The following is a 22,274-nucleotide window of genomic DNA, read 5'->3' on the forward strand; positions in this document are numbered from 1 at the left end:
AGATATATTTATAATTATTCTGTTTATCTACCACTGAGTCAAGTTTCTTATTTTCTTTTCCGGAGAATTTCGTACTTTTTTCGGGAGTTTTCAACATGAATCCTCAATATATGTCACTTATTTTTAATTCAACAATGTTGAAAAAGATATTAAGCTTTAAATATTCATGCATCTAAAAAAATTAATATAATAATTATTATAATCCTCTTTTAAGTTCTGTTTTATGCTTCCCAGAGAGAAAAAATAAGGAAATTTGTGGGCTTTTATCCCATCGCCCTCTCCAGCCCCTCCATTGCGGTCTTATTCAACCGCTTCGCAATATCCTCTGTCTTTCCCTCTGAAAAAACCCTCACCTTTGGTTCTGTCCCGCTTGCCCTCACAAGGAACCAGCCATCTGCGTAATCCACGCGCACGCCATCTATATCGGACATCCTCTCATAGTCCTTCGGTATCTCGCTCTTTAGCCTCTCAAGTATCGTGTCTGTATTCGTGCCAGCAGGCAGAGTCTTTGCATCCTTTATCTGGTGATATTTCGGATAAGTTGCAACAAGTTCTGAAAAGGTCATTTTTTCCTTCGATAAGATCCCTGCCATCACTCCTGCAAGCATTGGACCCTCGCGGCTCCACTCGATTAGCACCGAGCCATGTTCCTCAAGCCCGACCTGCGCGCCGCATAAAAGTTTTGCCTGCGCCAGATACGGTTCACCAACAGGTGTAAATATAACTTCTGCGCCCAGATTCTTTGCCACATCTTTTATGAGATTTGAGAATGCGATCGTCACAGCGATCTTCTTATCTTTATCCTTGCATTGTCTCAGTAAATGGTCAGCTAATATTGCAGCAGAAACATCTCCCTGTACGAATTTTCCGTTCTCATCAACAAACGCAGTCCTGTCACCATCTCCATCATGCGCAACACCCAGACTTGCGCCTTCCTTGACCACGAGCTTTTTGAGTTTCTCAAGATTTGCATCCGTAGGCTCGGGATTTCTCTCCCTGAACATGCCGTCATATTTACAATTGAATCTTACCACTTCAAATCCCAGGGCTTCAAGTGTCTCCGGCGTCACGGTTGATGCCGATCCACCCCCGCCATCGACCACTATTTTCATTGGCATTACCGGGAACATATTTTTGACATACCGGACAATATGGGCGCGATACCTGTCGCTTGCTCCAGTGTCATTCAATCGTTTCCCTTTTTTTGCTTCTGGTTTCAAATCCCCAAAATATATTTTCTCAAGAGCAAGATCTTCTTCAGGTGAAAATCCCATGCCGCTTTTACTTAAACATTTCATGCCATTATATTCAGGAGGATTATGCGATGCCGTGATCATTACACCTGCATCAGCCTGCCTTCCAACTTCAAGTGACAGCGCATTCGGGGTAATGATCCCCAGGGTGAGCGCATTGCAGCCCTGTTCTATTATCCCTTCGATAAGCGCTTCTTCAAGCATGGGAGATGATATCCTGGGATCTTTCCCTATTGCTATTATTTTTCCGGTGCCCAGGTAATCGGCAAGAGCTGCACCGGTACGTTTTGCTTTTTCAGCTCCCATCCCTTCGTTTACCACACCACGGAAGCCGAATGTCCCGAATAATTTTTTTTGTTTTCGGATCATTTTATAATCATCAAATTTCGACGTAAAATTTTCGCATGACATGCGTTCAAATTTGTTTTGAATATATTAAATACTTTGATAATTTATTAGTTAATCTGGTTATATGGACGAAATACAAACTAAAGTGCTAAAATTAATCAACTCCTACAGGGATATTTCAATTCTTGCAGTTACAAAAACAAGAACATTAGATGAAATAAACTCTGCAATCGGTGCGGGTATCATGCACATAGGCGAGAACTATGTAGAAGAGGCATATGAGAAATACCCGCATATAACTTCAGTGAATGTAAAAAAACATTTCATCGGGCATCTCCAGAGTAACAAAGCCAGAAGAGCTGTCGAAATATTTGATGTGATCCAGACCGTTGACTCGATAAAACTCCTGGAAAAGATCGACAGCTCTGGTAGGAAAATAGATGTTATGTTCCAGGTGAATACTTCCCCGGATTCTAATTATCATGGCGTTTATTTTGAAGAATTTGATGAATTCTATAAAAAGGTCTTGGAATTACAACTTCAAAATGTAAATATCACAGGTCTTATGACCATTGCATCAAAGAATGATCCCAGGGCTTGTTTTAAAAGACTTTATAATATTAAACAAAAAACAAAGCTGGATGTCGTATTATCTATGGGTATGAGTAATGATTATAAAATTGCTATTGAAGAAGGCGCGACAATGATCAGGTTGGGTACAAAAATATTTGGGAAAAGACGAACATGGAGAATTTGATGGAAGATCTATCAACGATAATAAATAAAGTACAATCATCAGAGGAACTTAGTTTTGATGATGGTTTGCTTCTTATGAAATCAAGAAATCTGTCACTTATCGGTGCACTTGCTGACAATGTCAGGAAAAAAACAGCTGGCGATCAGGTCATGTTCGTTACGAACTGCCATATAAACTACAGTAATGTATGTAATTCAAAATGCAAGTTCTGTGCATATTTCAGGGAAGAAGGGCAAAACGGGGCTTTCACACTGAGTATTGATGAGATAATGGAAAAGGCGCAAAAGGCATCAAACATGGGTGCAACTGAACTTCATATAGTTGGATCGCTTAATCCCGGGTTACCGTTTGAATATTATGAGGAGATCCTTATAAAGATCCATGAAAAATATCCATTATTATCACTGAAAGCATATACCGCTGTTGAGATAGCGCATCTGTCCCGGATCTCAGGAATGAGTGTAAGAGAAGTTTTATTGCGACTTAAAAAAGCAGGTCTCACAGGTCTTCCGGGAGGCGGCGGGGAGATATTTAATGAAAAAACAAGACAACAGGTATGTCCGGATAAAATCAGCGGGAAAATTTGGCTCAAAGTCATGGAAACAGCACATGGCCTGGGAATAAGAAGCAATGCCACCATGCTTTACGGTCATATTGAGACCAATGAGGATATCGTTGATCATATCATGAGGATAAGGAAATTGCAGAAAAGAACACATGGATTCCAGGCATTCATACCATTAAGATTTCATCCTGACAATACATATCTTCAAAAAAACGGGATCGTAACAGAAGGACCCACAGGATTCGATGACCTTAAAACAATCGCTGTAGCACGTCTCTTGTTGAATGGATATATCAATAACATAAAAAGTTACTGGGTGATGCTGGGTGAAAAAATGTCACAGATCGCCCTTTCCTACGGCGCTAACGATATTGACGGAACTGTCATGGAAGAGCGTATCACGCATGCAGCAGGGGGCGCTGCGCCTGAGTATATGCCAAAGGACAGGCTCATTCATTTGATCAGGAATGCAGGAAGGATACCGGTTGAAAGGACTTCCAATTATGAGATAATCCGGGAATATTAAATCCCCTATAATACATTTGTCGCAACCGGATTTGATTTGTTTTTACCAAAGTCTTATATATTCTAAAGACAGTTAGAATTAAGATTACTGGCTGTTCTGGCAGCATCATTTACGGCAGTTAAATGTTCATTCTATTTTCTGCAGTTATGTTTGCCCTAGCAGACGGTAATTTAATGTAAGGATGTGTAAAACTTGAGTGAATATCAGGAAAAAGTTGCTCCGGTAAAAGTCGGAGAAAGCTATGATGTATCGATTGATGATATTGCAAAAGAAGGCGACGGGATTGCCAGAGTAGAAGGCTTCGTCATCTTCGTACCGCAGACAAAAGTCGGCGATAAAGTAAAGATAACAGTCAATAAAGTAATGCGCAAATTCGCGATCGCAGAAAAGGTGGCAGAATAATTTTATTCTGCTTTTGCTTTTAATTATAATTTTTTGTTGGTTTTTGCTGCATTTTTCTTATATCATTAAAAAAGTTCATCAGTGAATACTTGACGCGTTCAGGTTCCACATCTATGATCTCTGCTCTTTCTTCTTCAGGGAAGAATTTGAACACTGAATATTTTCCATAACGCTTACCGGATGTGGACGTATAACGCCCATCAAGCAGCACGCGCGCTCCATAATCGCCTGGCGAGCGGACCACACGCCCCAGAGCCTGCCGTATCTTCCTGATCGTGGGGATCTCGATGGCATATTCCCAGCCGTGCCCGAATTCTGCGTCATACGCGGATTCTACGGCGCGTGTACGGTCATTGAGGGCAGGATACCCAACACCCACGATGACAACTGTCCTTCCCCGGTCATTCTTGTAATCAACTCCTTCTGTTAGCGTTCCCCACATATAGGATATCAGCACGGCTTTCTTCCCTGATTCGCCCAGCCTGAAAAATTCCTCCCTGATCTGCTGCGCCGAAACTCCTACTTCATCAAGGAATACCGGATTATCGCATTTTATCCGGTTCTTATACTGGGTTGCTTCATAAAAGCTCGGGAAAAATATAATCACGTTCCCGTCAGATTGTTCAATTATATCAGTAAGGACTTTTGTGATCACTTCTTTTGTCTGCGGGCTGTCCCTGTCCTTTGAAAATAAAGCAGGAACAGATACTGCTATGGTAAGGCGCTTTTCTTTCGGGAAAGTCAGGCCGAAAGATAATTCAAATGTAGGTCGTGAAATGCCGAGTGTGGCTTTAATCGTTTCAAAAGGCGCAAGTGTCGCTGACATAAGGATCGCACTATGAACCGAATTGAATAATGGCGCAGTGACATTTTTAGGAATACAGGTGAATAATTCAAGCCTCCCTGATATCTCGGAATTCTGGCGCTTTACGTTCAGGATCGGGTAATAGCTTTTATCTTTTGAGAATTTAACGTAATTCGAAAGAAAGATTGCAGTGATCAGGCTGCTGCATGTTTTTTTGATCGGGCTTTTCCCTTCATTGAATTGTTTTTCATAAAATGCATCAATAATCAGTCCGAAACTCCTCAGACGTTCGATAGTCTCGTCGAGCTTTTTAATTCCTGCCTTCTCAAAAGCCAGCATTAGTTTCTCACGGAACATATCAGTACGCTCCTGCGGATCTGCGATCCTCAGATCATACCAGTCCCTGCCTACTCTTTCACGTTCCCCGAACTTTTTATCAAGAATGATATTATATGTTGATCGTATTGTATCAAGGAGAACCTGGAGCAATATTTGAACATCCGCTTCCACTGAAGCTGCCTCGTTCCCTTTGACCTCATCAAGCGCCCTTTTTAAAGTAAATTCGGTAAGCGTCATGGATGAATGGGAGCGTGCAGCGGATTCGATATTGTGCGCTTCATCAAAAATGGTAATAACATCAGCAAGACCTTTATCCAGCCACCCAAGTACATTTGTGCGGATATCCTCATTAAGAAAATGATGGTAATTGCATATCAAAAGGTCGGCTTCTTTCATATAGCGTTTTAGCAGTTCATACCCGCATGTATCATTTGATAAAGCCCAGTCTGCCACCTCTTCAGGTGTGCGCACACCATCGAATAGCCACCCGCGGAAATTATCCGTGTCACTTTTAAGTAATTTATGAAGATAGTCGCAGGAGTTTTTCCTTGTATCATGGAGCTGTCTTTCTTCCTTATCAAATTCCTGGCTCAATTCCCTTTGAATTTGTATGAGGCTTGTATCCTTATCCCGTTTTATCTTGTCCCTGATAGACTGCATTTCGTTTTTCAATTGCCCGATATCTTTTTCCTGCTCCGTTAATTTATAGGTATTATCCCTTAGCAAACTGCATGTGTCATAATCCATGTCCGGCTTTGGACACATCAGCATTTTACCTTTAAGGACAACAACTTTTAATTCTGGCTGTTTCTTTTTTATTTCACGTGCCTCTTCAATGAATTGGGCCATCTGCTGGTGGACATTCGTAGCAATAACTACTGTTTTTTTCTCAGTTTTCGCGATATGAAGAGCAGGAGCAAGGGAACTCAGGGTTTTACCGGTACCGCATGCCCCTTCGAATAAAATCACATGTTTTTTTATCAGAGCATCATGAATGGCCTGCATCGCTTCCAGTTGATTCGGATAGCATAATTTTTTGGGAAAATAGCGAAGAAAGTCCTGTTTCATCGGCGACCATAAGATTCGATATAATATAAACAGTACGATTGCAGGATTGAATCTGGAATTTATTTCCGGTCATAACAAAACTATTTTTGGTTATATGAAAAGTATTTTTGTTTATAGTAAAAGACCCAGTAGCACGAAAATGGTCTTTAGTTAGCACCAGTATTTATATCAGTACCACTACGAAGTAAGTATTATAAAAATGGATACGATAACAAATAAGGGGGAAAAAATGAATTCAATGGCCGTAGTTAGAGCAGATGACGCATCGAAAGTGAAAATAGCGCTATATGACCTTGTCAGGTATGCAAATTTGACATTTTCAGACCAGGCAAGGAAATTGGAACCGACTTTTGCAGATAACATTCTTACGCACATAATGAAAAGTCCGCTAAGAGGCTGTTGTTCATCTGCTGCGATAGTTCCTCTTGAAGACCAGGCAAGCGTTGCAATTGGAAGACTTCGAAAAATACATCCGCCTGCGCATGTTATAATTGTAAGCCCGAGGCATGAAATATACCATGAATTAGTAAATTATGTAGATATATTGCCAGAGATAGATGTTAATTTTGAGCAGAATTTCGGGTTTGAAGGAGTCCGTGAAACTGTGAAAGAAACTGTAGAAGCATGAATAGATATTCAATAATTTTTTGATTTTTATTCATTGCTTTTTTATTTAGTTGGAATTCTGTTATTTTCGGATTTTGTTATTTTCTTTTGATTTTGCTTTATGGGACTACGCTAACAAAACCATGAATTCCATCCCTGCTGCCCTTGTTGTGTTTAAGAAAACATAATGAAAACATAAAGAAATGTTTAATACCCCGAAATTCTATCCTCTAATAATAAAAGAGTGTATAAGATGACATTAAATGCAATACTCATAACTGGAAGAACAATAAATCAGGGAGCAACTATCGAGAATAAAACTTCTTCGGACTACCAGGAAGCAACTGCTTATTGTGAATTGAACCCAAAGGATATAGGTATCCTGGGAATAAGCCCAGGAAGCCGCGTATTGGTTAAAACAGATCATGGTGATGTGGTTGTGAAATTGAAAGAAAATAAAGGAAATCCCGATGGGATAGCTTTTATCCCCATGGGTCCGTGGGCAAATGCAGTAGTCGATCCGGATACCAAGGGCTGCGGAATGCCGGGATTCAAAGGTATTCCTGCTCTGATAGAGCCTACGGACAAAAAAGTATTATTAATGAAAGAATTGATCGCGAGGTATAAGTAATGACAATAATAACAGATGCACTCTGCCCTTTTTGCGGCTGCCTGTGCGATGACCTGACAATCGTTGTGGAAGATAACAAAATAACCGATGTTAAACAGGCATGCAAACTTGGCGCGGCTAAAATAATGGGACATCACAGGATAAAAACTCCCATGATAAGGAAAGACAAAAATTCCGAGTTCAAGGAGGTATCTTATGAAGAGGCAATCAACGAAGCTGCAAATATCCTTTCAAATTCAAAAAGACCTCTTTTGTACGGATGGGCATCAGCGGTGTGTGAAGTCCACAAGAAAGGCATTCTTCTTGCTGAGGAACTTGGCGCAATTATTGACAACACAGCAACAGTGTGTCATGCCCCGTCAACTCTTGCAGTTCATGAAAAGGGTCTTCCGTCAGCCACCCTTGGCCAGGTAAAGAACAGAGCGGATGTTATTGTATTCTGGGGGAGCAATCCGGTACATGCCCATCCCAGGCACATGGGACGTTATTCTGTTTTTGCAAAAGGATTATTCTCTGAAAAAGGGAGAAAAGGACGCAAAGTTATTGTAGCGGATGTGCGGAAAACAGACACTGCTAACATGGCTGATGAATTCGTACAATTAGAGCAGGGCAGTGATTACCTTGTGGTTTCGGCTCTCCGGGCAATACTTTCAGGACATGCGGATGTTGTGCCTGAATCGGTTGGAGGTGTTCCGAAAGAGCAGCTTTCAAAACTTGTGGATATATTAAAAACAGGAAAATTTGTCGCGATTTTCTTTGGAATGGGACTTACCCAGAGCAAATCACGGTATAAGAACATTGATAATGCCATCTCTTTAGTAACAGAGTTGAATGCATTTACAAAATGCGTTATTACGCCTATGCGGGGCCACTATAATGTTACAGGATTCGGAAATGTGTGCGCATGGGAGACAGGTTATGCAACCGCCGTTGATTTTGCGCGCGGCGCTCCTTATTACAATCCCGGTGAGACAGCGGCGAACGATGTGCTCACAAGGAAAGAAACAGATGCGGCAATGATAATAGCAGGTGATGCAGGCGCTCATTTCCCGGCTGATTCAGTCCGCCATCTGGCAAGAATTCCGGTCGTACAGATCGATCCTTATTGGAATCCCACGACAGAAGTAGCAAATGTTGTCATCCCTGTAGCAATTTGCGGCGTAGAGGTAGAAGGTACTGCATACAGGATGGACGGCGTATCACTAAGGATGAGAAAAATGGTTGAGCCCACACATCTGCCTGATACCGAGGTCCTTGAAAAAATAACAGAACGAGTGAAAGTATTGAGGGGTGAATAAAATGGAACTTCTTATAAAAAACGGTTCGGTTTATGACCCGTCTAATGGGATAAATGGTGATAAGGCCGATATCTCCATAAAAGACGGGAAAATAGTAGATAAGGTAAGCAGCAAAGCCACAGTGATAGATGCCGGCGGAAGGCTTGTAATGGCAGGCGGCGTAGATGCGCATTCGCATATCGCAGGTGCAAAGGTCAATGTGGGAAGAATAATGCGTCCTGAAGATACGCGATCAGGGATAAAACCCAGGACAAAGATAACAAGACCAACTACAGGTTATACTGTGCCAAATGTCTATGCGATGGGATACCGCTATGCCCAGATGGGTTATACAACTGTCTTTGAGGCAGCGCAGGCAATAATGAAAGCGCGCCATACCCATGAAGAGCTCGAAGAAATTCCCATTATCGACAAAGGCGCTCTTACGTTATTTGGTAGCAACTGGCCCACAATGGACTTTGTGCGGGAGAAGAATATGGATAAACTGGCTGCTTATATATCATGGGGTCTTCTTGCAAGCCGTGGATTCGGTGTTAAATGCGTAAACCCGGGCGGAGGCGAGATGTGGGGCTTTGGCAAGAACGTTACAGGTCTTGATGATGTTGTCCCGAATTTTGACGTAACCCCAAAGGATATAATAGTGTCACTGATGAAGGCCAATGAGATGCTGGGACTGCCGCATTCGGTGCATCTGCATTGCAACAACCTTGGAAAGCCCGGTAATTACAGGACAACGCTTGCAAGCATGGAACTTGCAAACCAGGTCAAAGCCAGCAGGGACAGGCAGGTGTTGCATGTTACCCACCTGTTGTTTAATTCAATGGGCGGAACGAACTGGGGCGATTTTGAATCAAAAGCTGATGAAGTAGCCAATTATCTTAACAATCACGATAATGTAACGGGTGATATGGGACAGATGATATTTGGCAGCGCGACTACCATGACCGCAGATGGCCCTGTGCAGTATGCAAATGCAAAATTACTGCATGCAAAATGGGGCAACGGTGATGTTGAACTTGAAGATGCATCAGGTGTTGTACCATTATATTATGTCAAGCAGGTATCGGTTTATGCTATCATGTGGGCTACAGGGCTTGAACTCGGTTTGCTTACAAAAGACCCGTACAAGATGCTTTTGACCACAGACCATCCCAATGGCGGGCCTTTTGTGAATTATGCGGAGGTCATTGCACTTCTTATGAGCAACAAGAAGCGCCAGGAAGAAATAAAGACAGTTCATGAAGCTGTTCACTCAAAAACAAGGCTTCCGGGAATTGATCGTGAGCTTGATTTCAGTGAGATCGCAATAATGACAAGGGCTGGCACTGCAAAGGTGCTCGGGCTTCTTGATACAAAAGGTCATCTCGGAGCTGGCGCAGATGCCGATGTTTGCATATACGACATCATACCTGACCAGATCGATCCGTCAGTTGAACATGCAAAAATAAAGAGCGCGTTCTCATCTGCCGCATATACAATAAAAGGCGGGCAGGTTGTTGTAAAGGACGGCCAGATCACAGCTACGCCAATGGGAAGGACATACTGGGTGGATGCAAAGGTTCCGGAGGAACATACAAACGAGATGATGAAGGACATAGTTAAGAAATTCAAGAATTATTACTCTATACAGCTTGCAAATTATATGGTACAGGATGAATATCTTACTCATCCTGAAGTTGTGAAAGCAGGAGCGATACAGGTCGAGGTGAGCTGAAATGCAAACAGTTACTATAAAACCAAAGAAAGAGATCAGGATTTCAACTGAAGCAGAGAATATCTCACCTGATAAATTCGCCGGAAAAACAGAAGCAGAGATCCAATCCATGGAGGCATGGTTTGGAAACAAAAAGACGACCATCGGTGAGCTTTTCTCAGTCAAGGTGGAAGGTTCCGGGCCGGCAGCAGATACAAAAATCGTGATGGAAGGCGATTTTTCCCGGGTTAAGAGAATCGGGGAAGGAATGACAGCCGGACTCATAATTATCAATGGCAACGTGGATATGCACCTTGGCGCAAAGATGAGCGGCGGGAAGATATCAGTAAAGGGAAATGTTGACTCATGGGCTGGAAGGGAAATGAAAGGCGGCGAGTTGATCGTGGAAGGAAATGCTGCTTATTACCTTGGCGCCGGATATCGCGGTGAGAGCTGCGGTATGCGCGGCGGGAAAATCACTGTAATGGGAAATGCCCTTGATTTTGTTGGCGAGCATATGTGCGGCGGCGAGATCATTGTTATGGGCAATACAGGAATTCTCCCCGGATTGAGCAACAATGGCGGCAAGATCGTGATCGGAGGCAATACCAGCCGTCCGGGCAGCGAGATGTCCAAGGGAACGATAATCGTTAATGGGACAGTGGATGAGATGATGCCTGTATTCAAGCTTGAAGGCAACGAAGCAGTTGATGGAGTGACGTATAAGAAATATACCGGTGATGTTATAGGTAATGGAAAAGGATTGCTTTATGTAAAATAAGCATCATTCGGTTTTTATTTTTTCTTTGCATATTTCGCGGGTTGACACCGGCACAAGAATCACGGATGGCGCTCTTGACCCGTCGCGTAATGAAGGCTCGGAGTGGAACGCAATGGCATCAGAGTATGCTCAGTTTCGTCTGTCAAAATCCAGAAGGGTTTTTTCGTCGTCTTCGCTAATATAGAATAAGTGTGAAACTAATCATGAACCTCCTAAGGTTCATAGATACTGTATGAAAAATTTCGTTTTTTCATACGAAGTATAAACACATAAAATTACTGTGAAATCTTAACTGTAAATATTATTGTTTTCTATCTTGGTTCAAATAATCTTTAACTCAGGTTTAATATGATGAGGGACTATCATGACTTTGATAGAATGCTTGATGATATGTCGAATAGACTATTGATACTTAGAAAAAGAGGTTTTAAAACATTTTATGACCACCCTTATGAAACAATAATATTATCTTTCGTAATTTCTATTGTATTTAAAAAATTTTTTAATAATTTAAGTATTGATAATAACTTGTATTATTTAATATTAAGTTCAATTTTTCAAGGAATGTTTTCAATTTTGGCATTGGCTGGCCTATTTATTATTTTTAAAACAGAACAATTATCTAATGACATCTCGAAAAGTTATGATATTATTAATCATGATGCGTCTCATTTGTATAACTTTAAACTTAGGAATTTGTGTGGTTCCATATTTACACAGAAAGACTTCTTAGCCATCCGGGAATTATTATCCAATAGAGATAAGAAAGAAACAGAAGAAAATTTAAATAAGATAACTGATAAAATTAAAAATGAAATAAAAATATTTGAGCAAGAAAAAGGAAGCGAAAAATATTGTCTTGAAATAAGACAATATAAGCTAGTTTTGGATGATTATTCAAAAAATATAACGCTTATTTTTAAATGTGAATCCTTAAAATCTGATCTAATAAAATTTTTCAAATTGCCATTATTTCATGGGATGTTAATAATTATCTTAGCAGTATATTTTTTGCCTTTGATCGATTGGAAATCCAATCTGTCATTTCACATTCCAATTACTATAATTATTGGAACATCTGTTTTTCATACTATTATTGTAGTACTAGAAATATTGTATTTAATTAATATGGCAATGTGGGGGAAAATTGAAAATAGTTAGATATTTTATTTAGACCAAACTGCCAACACAAATTGCCATCGTCATCTCAAATACAAATGTTTATTTACTTTAGAATTTAAATCGTTTTATTAGAGCCCCATGGAACTTAAGAAAATAGATAAGATCCTTAATAAGGAACCAAAAGAAGCAGCTGAAGAATTATTGAAAGAGGTTGAAAAAGCATATGGTGAGGTACCTTATATCCTTAATTTCATGAGGCAATCGCCGGAGTTACTGGTCACTAAAGTGCTTTATGATAATGAAATAATCCGGGAATTTAAACGGATGGATGCAAAAACAATAGAGCTTATATCCATAGGGGTTTCGGCAGCTTTGAGATGTGACCATTGCCTGAAAATGCATATCAGGGTGGCGCAGAGGCTTGGGGTTTCAAAAGAGGAGATATTTGATGCGATATTGATCGCAGGGACATTATCCAATGCAGCAGTCCTTGCCGAAGGCACACGCGCGATTGATTCGGAAAAGCAGAATATAGCTGAAAAAGAAAAATGTGAGGTTTGCGGGATACCTGAAGAAAAAATTTAGACAGGATCGACAGGATTTACAGGATTAACTATATAAATCGTATCCTGTCGATCCTGTAATCCTGTCAAAATGATTATGCGCCTTTTTTATGCCGTGCAATTTGATTAATACGCCTCTGCTTAATTATTTTTAAATAGCAAATTTATTTCTGTCTTGTGTGAAATAAGGGATATATCTATACTTTCGGTTTTGTCCCGATAACATTTATCGACTGGATAAGTTCGGTGAAAGCTTCTATTTCTTTTGAAATAACTTCCTCTTTCGTCATTGAAATGCTCATCTCACCGTCAACAGTGAGCATATCAGGCCCTCTTCTTACTAGCCTTTCTTTCCCGTCCATGGCCAGTATTTTCTTGATCTCAGGATCATGAACAAATGCCCTTCCGGGGAAAAATACCGTTTCCTTTATTTGTGATAAATCCAGTGCTTTTATATCATCGATGGTAATAAGGCAGCCAATATCCTTTTTCACTGGAATGACATTTACGAGCCCGCCGAGTTTATCGAAAATCTCCCTTAATAATGGCGCTGCAACTTCGCTTGTTATGATCGTTGCTTCTTTTGTTATTTTGGGTAATTTTAATAATGCTTCGGGTTCATTACGTATTGCAAATGGCGATCCTGTTTCAGGATCATAAAGGGGAGTGCCGGTTACCCGGAAATCAAATTTGCTGTTAATGTCGTCAACTATCGATTTGAACTCAAGGATGGTGTGGGAGGTGATTCCTTCTATTACAGGGGAATTATTAAGAATCAGCCCATGTTCGTTTTCATTGGCAAACCGCATAAGTATGAGCCCTTTTACTCCCATTTCTTCAAGATCTTTGCAGGTTTTCAGGAGGACATCTCTGTCATTTACTCCCGGAATAAGTACTGTTGCCGCATAAACATCACACTTTCCTGCAAGAATACGAAGTGCAGAAAGTGAATCTTCGGGTGTCTTATCATTCATGTATTTTCGCCGTAATTCAGGATCTGTTGCGAAAACCGTAAATGTGACTTCATTTACACCATGGTCTATGAAGAACAAAGCATCATCCTTATTCATGCCTTTTCCGCTTGTATATCCAAGATGTATTGGTTTTTTATATTGTGATAGGAATTCTATAAGGGGTTTAAGTTCAGGATAACAACTTACATCCCCTCCTCCGCTAACATTGAATTTTGTTACATTCTTATTGAAAAAAACCGATTGTTTGACTTCCTGCGCGACCATGGGCATGGATTTAAAACTTGAATATCCTTCCTTGACGCTTTTTGTGCAGTAATTGCATCCCTTCTGGAATGGCATGCAATGCTTGCAGCCAAATGCGGGGATTCCGGTTACACCTTTAAAATAGCAATATCTACAAAAACCCCGGCAGTCAAGACCGGGACGCCCTCCGATGTCAGCAAGAATTTCCATGTCCTCACGAAATGCCAGATGGTATATAAACTTATTCCCAGGATAACCACAATGATTAATTACAATAAATGCATATTAGGAGTAGATGAGCGAGATAAAGGTAACAGATATGTCTGGAAATCCTTTACAGATAGGGAATTTTGTAGAATACGTAAATACAGGTACGAAAGGTAATGTTACTGAGATCATTTCAGATAATGAAGGTACGTGGGCGCTTATCGATAAGACTGATCTTTACTATAAAACAGAAGTTCTGAGAAGAATAACAGTAGTAAAAGATGAAGAAATCGGGGAGAAAATATTTTCCCGCGAGGAAATCAATGAAGTTCTGGAAAAGCAGAAAGAAGCATCCAAACTAGCTGAGATGAGCGATACAAGCCTGGAGAGTGGCGGATAAAATATATAGACAAATTGTCTGGAGTATATTGTATAAGCATGAAGCGACGCCATCATTTATTTTATAATGTTTTATCATGATCGATTCGTAAACTTTAAGTACTTTAGGGGAATTGGTAGGTGTCGCAAGGGATTGTAATGGTTGTTCGATACAATAAAACACAACATGGCCGGAATAAATAGAGCATAATTGACTTATTTTGGGTTCTATATTCTGTCATGTTGCAGTCGCTCGTTTGTTGTATCGCTTCCAAGTGAGCAATTTCTTGGAAATAAACAAAAATTAGGAGGTAAATAAACGTGGCTGACACAATAGACCTATATAGCGACAGAGGAGCAAAACTCAAATCAGGCGTCGACATAAACGACATAAGCCCAATGAGGAATGCCGCTATCAAATCAATAGTCACCGGTATAAAGCGAACAGCAGCCGTTGACTTAGCAGGAATCGAGAAAACCTTAGCAACATCCGCAATCGGTGGCAAAGGCAGAAAGATCCCCGGCAGAGAAATGAAATTAGACATCGTAAAGAATGCAGCAGCTATCCAGAAAGCAGTTACCGAAATGGTACAGGTTGACAGCGGAGATGACACCGTTGTAAAAGCATTAAATGGTGGAAAACAGTTAATCGTCCAGGTTCCATCCGTAAGAATCGATGTTGCAGCAGAGTATGTATCATCATTAACCTGCACAGCATCAGCAGTAACCCAGGCATTAGTAAGCCAGTTCAATATTGGTATGTTCGATGCCCCAACCGTCAAGTCCGCAGTCTGGGGACAGTATCCACAGACACTTGATATGGTAGGCGGAAATGTAAAATCAATCGTCGAAATCCCACAGAAAGATGAAGGATTTGGCTATACATTAAGAAACGTCATGGCAAACCACCTTGCAGCAGTATGCAAGAAAAACGCAATGAACACAGCAGCACTGTGCTCAATCCTTGAGAATACAGGTGTATTCGAAATGGGTGACGGAATCGGCAACCAGACAAGACACAGATTACTTGCATTCTCACACCAGGGCTTAAACGCCAACAACATGGTGTATGGAACAGTAAAAGCCCAGGGCAAGACCGGTACAATCGGTACAGTTGTCCATGCATGTGTCGAAAAGGCAATTGCAGATAAAGTAATCAGCGCAGATAAGAAATTCGCATCTGGCTATACAACATACAAGACCAATGATGTCGGAAAATGGAATGCATACTGTGCAGCAGGAACACTCGCAGCAACACTCGTTAACTGCGGCGCTCAGAGAGCCCCACAGGCAGTATCCTCAGTATTGCTGTACTTCCAGGACCTCATTGAGAAAGAGACCTCACTCCCAGGTTGTGACTTCGGTAAAGTACAGGGCGCAGCAGTCGGATTCTCCTTCTTCTCACACTCCATCTATGGTGGCGGTGGACCAGGAGTCTTCAACGGCAACCACGTAGTTACCAGACACTCAAAGGGTCTCGCAGTACCATGCGTAGCAGCAGCAGTTGCTCTTGACGCAGGTGTTCAGGTATACAGCCCAGAGAAGACCTCAGGATTAGTAGGAGATGTCTTCAGCGCGGTAGACGAATTCAGAGAGCCAATCAAGGCAGTAGCAGGAGCCGTATAAATTCGGAGAATTGAATGGCAAAAGCTGCTTCAGTCACGGGTAAACCAATCCAGATCAAAATATTTCCGCAGAGATTATTACAGCCAGAGACTGCTGAAAGACTCTTAAATGAGATCGATCACGTCAAAGGAGTAATAAGAATGCTAATCGGTGGAAAAAATTTGCCCCGGAAGGTCACATGCGGACCTGGAACCGGAACAGATGTCAACCACCCGAATATGGAGATAATCCATGTCGGAGATTGTGCATTCGAATTGCATGTCATGGTAGGCGAGGTAATAGTCGAACTAGAAGATGAAAGCACAAAGGAAGAACTAAGAAATGCGTGCGAGCGAACGCTACCATTTTCCTTTGAATTCAAACAGGGTTTCTTCATAAAGAAGAAAGCTACTTTGACTGATTACGGTAAGTATGGATTCAAAAGCAAGACTGATGAAAGCATCAATCTTGAAGACGAACGAATACTCGGCCTGATGGACCCGCATGCAAAACCGGAAAATAGCCTCTGTGTTATTAATTCAGAGGAAGAGAAATGATTAGTTTATTCAGGGAGCAGAAAGAACCGATTCAAATCAATTAGGAGGAAAAAATATGGCATATAAACCACAATATTATCCTGGCAGCACCTCAGTTGCTAAGAATAGAAGAAAATTTATGTCAGATGATGTAGAGAAAATGCGTGATATTTCTGATGAAGATTTAACAGCATTACTCGGTCATAGGGCACCAGGTTCCGATTACCCGAGCACACATCCACCACTCTCAGAGATTGGTGAACCAGCATGCCCGGTAAGAGAAGTCGTTGAACCAACACCAGGCGCAGCAGCCGGCGACAGAATGAGATATGTACAGTTCGCTGACTCAATGTATAACGGTCCAGCAGTACCATACTGGAGATCGTACCATGCAGCCATCAATTTCAGAGGAGTCGACCCAGGTACATTATCTGGCAGACAAGTCAATGAAATGAGAGAGAGAGATATGGAAGAGTACGCCAAGAGACAGTCGGAAACCGAAATCACTGACTGGGGTCTTGCAGGCATGAGAGGCTGTACAGTTCACGGTCACTCCCTCAGATTACAGGAAGACGGCGTAATGTTCGATATGTTGGACAGGCGCAGACTTGAGGGCGGCGTCATTGTAAGTGACAAAGACCAGGTCGGCGTACCAATTGACAGAAAAGTCAACCTTGGAAAACCAATGAGCGAAGCAGAAGCAGCAAAGAGAACCACCATCTATAGAGTGGACAATGTTGCATTCAGAAGCGATAAAGAAGTTATTGAACATGTTCAGAGAGTCTGGGAATTAAGAACCAAATATGGGTTCGTCCCAAAGGCGTGAGGTGAGCTAAATGGCAGTAAGATTCCAAAAAGCAATGGAAACAAAATATACTAAAGAATGGGGCACTAATAAGAACAAGGGCGGTAAAATAACCGATAAGAAGACCAAATACCTCAGACTTGGCTATCAGCAGAACCCAAGAAAGGTAGAAATGGCAAAGTGCGGAGCAGCAATCACCAAGAAGAGAGGATTGCAGGCTTATGACCCCAAGTTGCACTTAGCAGGTATCCCCATGGGTCAGAGACAGTTGACCCCATACACAATATCTGGAACAGATATCGTATGCGATGGTGACGACCTTCACTTCGTCAACAATGCAGCAATGCAGCAGGAATGGGACGACATCAGAAGATCATGCGTCGTAGGTCTTGACCTCGCACATGAAGTTCTTGAGAAGAGATTAGGCAAGGAAGTTACACCTGAGACAATCAACTACTACCTTGAAGTTTTGAACCACGCAATGCCTGGAGCAGCAATTGTCCAGGAACACATGGTTGAAACACACCCGGCATTAGTAGATGACTGCTATGTGAAAATATTCACAGGTGATGAAACCCTTCAGGATGAAGTAGATAAGCAGTTCGTTATCAACATTGACAACGAATTCCCAGAAAACCAGGCAAAACAGGTCAAAGCAGCAGTAGGCAAGACCTCCTGGCAGGCAGTACACATCCCAACCATCGTCACAAGAACTGAAGATGGACCAGGAACAAGCCGCTGGATGGCAATGCAGGTCGGTATGACCTTTATCAGCGCATATCATATGTGCGCCGGTGAAGCAGCAGTCGGAGAACTTGCATTCACAGCCAAACACGCAGGACTTGTCGAAATGGGTGACATGATCCCGGCACGCAGAGCAAGAGGTCCAAATGAGCCAGGAGGATTATCCTTCGGTCATATGGCAGATATCGTCCAGACAAACAGAAAGGGTCCAGAAGATCCAGTCAATGTAGTATTGCAGACTGCAAGCGCAGCCACAATGTTATATGACCAGATCTGGCTCGGTGGCTACATGTCAGGTGGCGTCGGATTCACAATGTATGCAACACCAGCATACACCAATGATATCGTCGATGACTTCCTGTACTGGGCAGACGAATATGCATCAAAGAAATATGGCGGTCGCGGAAAGGCAAAAGCCACAATCGACACCGTAAAAGACATCGCTACAGAATCAACACTGTACAGTCTTGAAGCATACGAGAAATATCCGACCACACTGGAAGACCACTTCGGCGGTTCACAGCGCGCAACAGTCTGTTCAATAGCAGCAGGCGGCGCAACAGCTCTGGCAACAGGCCACAGCCAGGCCGGTCTCTCCGCATGGTATCTGTCCATGTACCTCCACAAAGAGGCACACGGCAGACTTGGATTCTTCGGGTATGACCTGCAGGATCAGTGCGGCGCAACCAACGTGTTCTCAATTGCCTCAGATGAAGGCTGCATAGGCGAATGCAGAGGCGCAAACTACCCCAACTACGCAATGAACGTAGGTCACCAGGGTGGATACACCTCAGTAGTAGCAGCAGCTCACGCAGGCAAGGACGCCTTCTGCGTCAATCCATTGGTCAAAGTCTGCTTCGCAGATGAATTGATCAACTTTGACTTCGCAGATCCAAGGGGCGCATTCGGCAAGGCAGCACTCAGAGAATGGGACCGCTGCGCCGGTGAGAGAGCATTCGTTATCCCAGCAAAGTAAACATTGTTAAGTAGGCTAAATGCCTACTTTCTCTATTTTTTTTTTGGGATGCGAAAATTAAAAGGAAATATTTATAACATAGTTTGAGATTTATGGTGATGTGATTTAAAATGGCAGAAGCAAAAGGAGAAATAAAAAGAACGCCCAAAGTACCAGGTATAGTGAAATGCATGTATTGTGACGGGACTGGAAAACATCAGGGCCAGACCTGTATTGTTTGCGGCGGAAAAGGAGAAGTAGAAGTTGTAGACTCATCCCGAAAATGCCAGTGGTGCAAGGGAAGAGGTTATTTGATGCAGGGTATACCATGCACGAATTGCGGCGGAACAGGATACACAAGACCACTTGGTAAAGAGCGCCTGTTTTAGGATTATAAAGGGTAGGGGTTAATCCCCCTGATCTTTATCAAATAATTGCGATTTTTTTAAAATCAATATAAAAAGTTATTTCTTATAATTATACATTTCACTCATTTTTTTATAAATATAATCATGTGCATTATTTACTGAATCGAGTTCTCCTCTTAATATAAGAAGATTATCATCCTCTACATCTATAGTCTTTACTGAACATTTCCTGGTTGTCACTTCCAGATTGAATGTATCCATTACTTCCATGATGAGTTTATAAGGAATTCCCGGAGGTAAAACCAGATCATATAATCCTTCTAATGCTGTCTCGTCTTCAGTTTTTGAATTTTCGTCTTCTTCAACAAATTCATCGCCAATATTTTTAGTATCATTATCATTCATTTTGGATCACTTAACATCAAATCATTATCAAATCAAATAAAGTTTGTGGTAAATAATATGAATATTACGGGAAAAATGTGGGCGACGAAACAGTTTTATCCTAATTATCCCTATTCACCTCACATATTATGCTTACAAAATTACTCTTCCCACCCCAGTGGATACCAACACAGCCTTATTTGAGCCTCCCATCGTTAACCGCTTTCTTAAAAGCCAATAACTGCAATGTTTCCCAGATAGACATCAATGCTTCTTTTTTTGATAATCTTCTAAGTAAAAAAGGGCTTCAGGGTTACTATGATAAAGCGCAAACAAAATTTCATGAACTTGAATCAAAAAAAGAATTATCTTCTGAACTCCAGAAACAATACGCTGCTTTGGGTAGTTCTATTCTTTTTGGAAATTACGTTATTAATAGTGTTGAGGATGCTAAAAACATCATAAAAAACAAAGAAGATTTTTATGATATAGAAAAACTATTCAATGCTTTTAAGGTTCTTGAACTTGGACTTAAACTTGCATCATCTGCTTATTATCCTTCAAATCTTACTTTTCATTCGTATGATATGCGGCATTCATGCAGAAAAAGTTCGGATGTTCTTGAAGCTATAAATGACAGGAAAGAAAATATTTTCATTGAATATTTTGAAAAATACACACTTCAGGAAGTACTTGAAGGGAATCCGGGGCTAATAGGTATCTCAATAATAAATATAAGCCAGCTAATACCGGGATTAACACTTGCAAATCTTATTAAAAAAGCCGACCCGAAAATACATATTAATATCGGGGGAAGTGTTTTCACGCGTCTTGTAGATGAAATAAGCCAAACAAAAGATCTTTTTTCTGTGTTTGACAGCGTGATAGTCCATGAGGGAGAGACTGCCCTTTTAAATCTTATCAAACACCTGGAAAATGAATTTGATATCAGGGATATTCCCAATCTAATTTATAAAAAAGGTCCGGAGATCATAGTAAACAGGCTCAGTTCCAGCGGGGAAGACATCAATTTATTACCCACCCCATGCTTTGATGGTCTCCCGCTTGATAAGTATTTATCACCCGAACTTATCATTCCTGTTCTTTCATCAAGAGGGTGTTACTGGAACAGATGCACTTTTTGCGACCACGGGTTTGGTTATTCAGGTAAATACAGGCCAAGGGACGTTGAGCTTCTTTTTAACGACATCAAGACATTGAATAATAAACATAAAACCAAATTTTTTACTTTCCAGGATGAAGGTTTGTCCACAAAAATAATCGGGGCATTATCAGACAGGATAATCAATGAAAAATTGGACATTTCCTGGCTTGCAGATTCAAGATTTGAATCCTCTTTTTCCCACGAACTTGGCAATAAGCTCTCTTATGCAGGTTGTAAGATGCTTTATTTCGGCCTGGAATCAGCCAGCGAGAGGATTCTTAAGTGCATGGATAAAGGAATCAAAAAAGAGAATGTATTGAAAATTTGCAAGTTTTGCAAGGAGTCTGGCATCTGGGCGCACCTTTTCCTGATATTCGGTTTTCCTACTGAAACCCGCACTGAGGCAAGAGAAACCATGGATTTTATTTTGCATAACAGCGACAAGATCCGTTCCCTGTCTTTCGGGAGTTTCCAGCTCACAAAGCATTCAAAAGTATATGAAAATCCTGATAATTTCAACATCTCCAAAATATACAAAGATGATACTATTGACCTGTCTTTATGGTATGATTGCGATATCTCGGCAGGATTATCGAAAAAAGATGCAGAAGGCGTAATTCAGGAATTCTATACAAAACTTGCTCATAAATATCCGGATTTGCCTATCTGGAGCAATCTTGACCGGGAGCATCTTTTCCTGTACATTGCCCATTACAGGGAATCTAATAATAAAGTAGCTGATCTATCCGGATTGATCAGGGCGATACAGAACAGGAAAAAGACCGTGAATAAATCTATAAAAAATGATTCTCACCCTGTCCTGAATGAAGGCGTCTTTATCGGGACTTTCAGTTTTAACCTGGCGCAGATAATCCATTCCGGCCTTAGAGGAAATGGAAGTAAACGAAACCTTCAAAAAGAAAAAGTGAATATTTTATTTGATATAGATAATAACAGGATTTTTACGATTTCTGATCTTGCCAGGGATATCCTGGATAAGAGCAATGGGGAATCAACAATATCTGAAATAATTGATCATATCAAAGAAAAATACCAAATCCCCAATATCGAAGCTGAATCTAAATGTAATAGCTTTTTGAATGGATTGGTAGAAAAAAATATTATCACAGATCAGAAAGATTTATAATATATA

21 protein-coding genes are annotated in these 22,274 nt (G+C 41.2%); 17 read left to right on the forward strand and 4 right to left on the reverse strand.

Annotation, left to right across the window (positions count from 1 at the left end; genetic code table 11):
• Positions 1-263: 263 nt before the first annotated feature.
• A complete protein-coding gene (locus FIB07_08735) occupies positions 264-1,664 on the reverse strand; it encodes a hypothetical protein (GenBank protein NJD52937.1) in 1,401 nt (466 codons plus the stop codon).
• Between the two features lie 61 nt (positions 1,665-1,725).
• Here FIB07_08735 and FIB07_08740 point away from each other — a divergent pair, with 61 nt between their 5' ends.
• The 3 genes from FIB07_08740 to FIB07_08750 all read left to right on the forward strand — a co-directional run bounded on the left by FIB07_08740 (position 1,726) and on the right by FIB07_08750 (position 3,851).
• Entirely contained in the window at positions 1,726-2,358 is a 633-nt protein-coding gene (locus FIB07_08740; protein ID NJD52938.1) for a YggS family pyridoxal phosphate-dependent enzyme, read from the forward strand.
• Positions 2,358-3,449, forward strand: a complete 1,092-nt coding sequence (mqnE, locus tag FIB07_08745; protein ID NJD52939.1) for an aminofutalosine synthase MqnE — start codon at positions 2,358-2,360, stop codon at positions 3,447-3,449. The genes FIB07_08740 and mqnE overlap by 1 nt, the downstream gene beginning before the upstream one ends.
• Positions 3,450-3,641: 192 nt before the next feature.
• Positions 3,642-3,851 carry a TRAM domain-containing protein gene (locus FIB07_08750; protein NJD52940.1) on the forward strand — a complete coding sequence of 70 codons (210 nt, stop codon included), beginning with the start codon at positions 3,642-3,644 and terminating at the stop codon, positions 3,849-3,851.
• A 19-nt stretch (positions 3,852-3,870) separates the two neighbouring features.
• Here FIB07_08750 and FIB07_08755 read toward each other — a convergent pair whose 3' ends face one another.
• A complete protein-coding gene (locus FIB07_08755; protein ID NJD52941.1) occupies positions 3,871-6,063 on the reverse strand; it encodes an ATP-dependent DNA helicase in 2,193 nt (730 codons plus the stop codon).
• 199 nt (positions 6,064-6,262) lie between these two features.
• Here FIB07_08755 and FIB07_08760 point away from each other — a divergent pair, with 199 nt between their 5' ends.
• From FIB07_08760 to FIB07_08790, 7 genes are all read left to right on the forward strand, one after another.
• Entirely contained in the window at positions 6,263-6,691 is a 429-nt protein-coding gene (locus tag FIB07_08760; GenBank protein NJD52942.1) for a DUF356 domain-containing protein, read from the forward strand.
• Between the two features lie 231 nt (positions 6,692-6,922).
• Complete coding sequence (locus FIB07_08765) at positions 6,923-7,300, forward strand: tRNA CCA-pyrophosphorylase (protein NJD52943.1); 378 nt, start codon at positions 6,923-6,925, stop codon at positions 7,298-7,300.
• Entirely contained in the window at positions 7,300-8,598 is a 1,299-nt protein-coding gene (locus FIB07_08770; GenBank protein NJD52944.1) for a formylmethanofuran dehydrogenase subunit B, read from the forward strand. Before FIB07_08765 ends, FIB07_08770 begins: the two co-directional genes overlap by 1 nt.
• 1 nt (position 8,599) lies before the next feature.
• Positions 8,600-10,312, forward strand: coding sequence for a formylmethanofuran dehydrogenase subunit A (locus FIB07_08775; protein NJD52945.1), 1,713 nt, complete (start codon positions 8,600-8,602; stop codon positions 10,310-10,312).
• Between the two features lies 1 nt (position 10,313).
• Complete coding sequence (locus tag FIB07_08780) at positions 10,314-11,072, forward strand: formylmethanofuran dehydrogenase subunit C (protein NJD52946.1); 759 nt, start codon at positions 10,314-10,316, stop codon at positions 11,070-11,072.
• Between the two features lie 348 nt (positions 11,073-11,420).
• The gene (locus tag FIB07_08785) at positions 11,421-12,233 is read left to right on the forward strand and encodes a hypothetical protein (GenBank protein ID NJD52947.1); all 813 of its coding nucleotides are present in this window, start codon (positions 11,421-11,423) and stop codon (positions 12,231-12,233) included.
• A gap of 99 nt (positions 12,234-12,332) precedes the next feature.
• Positions 12,333-12,779, forward strand: a complete 447-nt coding sequence (locus FIB07_08790; protein NJD52948.1) for a carboxymuconolactone decarboxylase family protein — start codon at positions 12,333-12,335, stop codon at positions 12,777-12,779.
• A 175-nt stretch (positions 12,780-12,954) separates the two neighbouring features.
• Here the strand turns inward: FIB07_08790 and FIB07_08795 are convergent, their stop codons facing one another.
• Positions 12,955-14,184 carry a methanogenesis marker radical SAM protein gene (locus FIB07_08795; protein ID NJD52949.1) on the reverse strand — a complete coding sequence of 410 codons (1,230 nt, stop codon included), beginning with the start codon at positions 14,182-14,184 and terminating at the stop codon, positions 12,955-12,957.
• An 85-nt stretch (positions 14,185-14,269) separates the two neighbouring features.
• On the opposite strand from FIB07_08795, the gene FIB07_08800 reads away from it, so the two are divergent.
• The 6 genes from FIB07_08800 to FIB07_08825 all read left to right on the forward strand — a co-directional run bounded on the left by FIB07_08800 (position 14,270) and on the right by FIB07_08825 (position 19,593).
• Positions 14,270-14,581 (forward strand): DUF2098 domain-containing protein, encoded by a 312-nt coding sequence (locus tag FIB07_08800; protein NJD52950.1) that lies wholly within the window; start codon positions 14,270-14,272, stop codon positions 14,579-14,581.
• A gap of 299 nt (positions 14,582-14,880) precedes the next feature.
• Positions 14,881-16,185 (forward strand): coenzyme-B sulfoethylthiotransferase subunit beta, encoded by a 1,305-nt coding sequence (gene mcrB, locus FIB07_08805; GenBank protein ID NJD52951.1) that lies wholly within the window; start codon positions 14,881-14,883, stop codon positions 16,183-16,185.
• Positions 16,186-16,199: 14 nt separating this feature from the next.
• Positions 16,200-16,721, forward strand: a complete 522-nt coding sequence (mcrD, locus tag FIB07_08810; GenBank protein ID NJD52952.1) for a methyl-coenzyme M reductase operon protein D — start codon at positions 16,200-16,202, stop codon at positions 16,719-16,721.
• Between the two features lie 55 nt (positions 16,722-16,776).
• Positions 16,777-17,526 carry a coenzyme-B sulfoethylthiotransferase subunit gamma gene (gene mcrG, locus FIB07_08815; GenBank protein ID NJD52953.1) on the forward strand — a complete coding sequence of 250 codons (750 nt, stop codon included), beginning with the start codon at positions 16,777-16,779 and terminating at the stop codon, positions 17,524-17,526.
• Between the two features lie 10 nt (positions 17,527-17,536).
• Positions 17,537-19,225, forward strand: a complete 1,689-nt coding sequence (gene mcrA / locus FIB07_08820) for a coenzyme-B sulfoethylthiotransferase subunit alpha (GenBank protein ID NJD52954.1) — start codon at positions 17,537-17,539, stop codon at positions 19,223-19,225.
• 110 nt (positions 19,226-19,335) lie between these two features.
• Positions 19,336-19,593 (forward strand): hypothetical protein, encoded by a 258-nt coding sequence (locus tag FIB07_08825; protein ID NJD52955.1) that lies wholly within the window; start codon positions 19,336-19,338, stop codon positions 19,591-19,593.
• 75 nt (positions 19,594-19,668) lie between these two features.
• On the opposite strand, the gene FIB07_08830 is transcribed toward FIB07_08825, so the two are convergent.
• Entirely contained in the window at positions 19,669-19,977 is a 309-nt protein-coding gene (locus FIB07_08830; GenBank protein NJD52956.1) for a hypothetical protein, read from the reverse strand.
• A gap of 128 nt (positions 19,978-20,105) precedes the next feature.
• On the opposite strand from FIB07_08830, the gene FIB07_08835 reads away from it, so the two are divergent.
• Complete coding sequence (locus tag FIB07_08835; protein ID NJD52957.1) at positions 20,106-22,268, forward strand: radical SAM protein; 2,163 nt, start codon at positions 20,106-20,108, stop codon at positions 22,266-22,268.
• Positions 22,269-22,274: the final 6 nt, after the last annotated feature.

Source organism: Candidatus Methanoperedens sp., from assembly GCA_012026795.1.
Taxonomy (GTDB): domain Archaea; phylum Halobacteriota; class Methanosarcinia; order Methanosarcinales; family Methanoperedenaceae; genus Methanoperedens.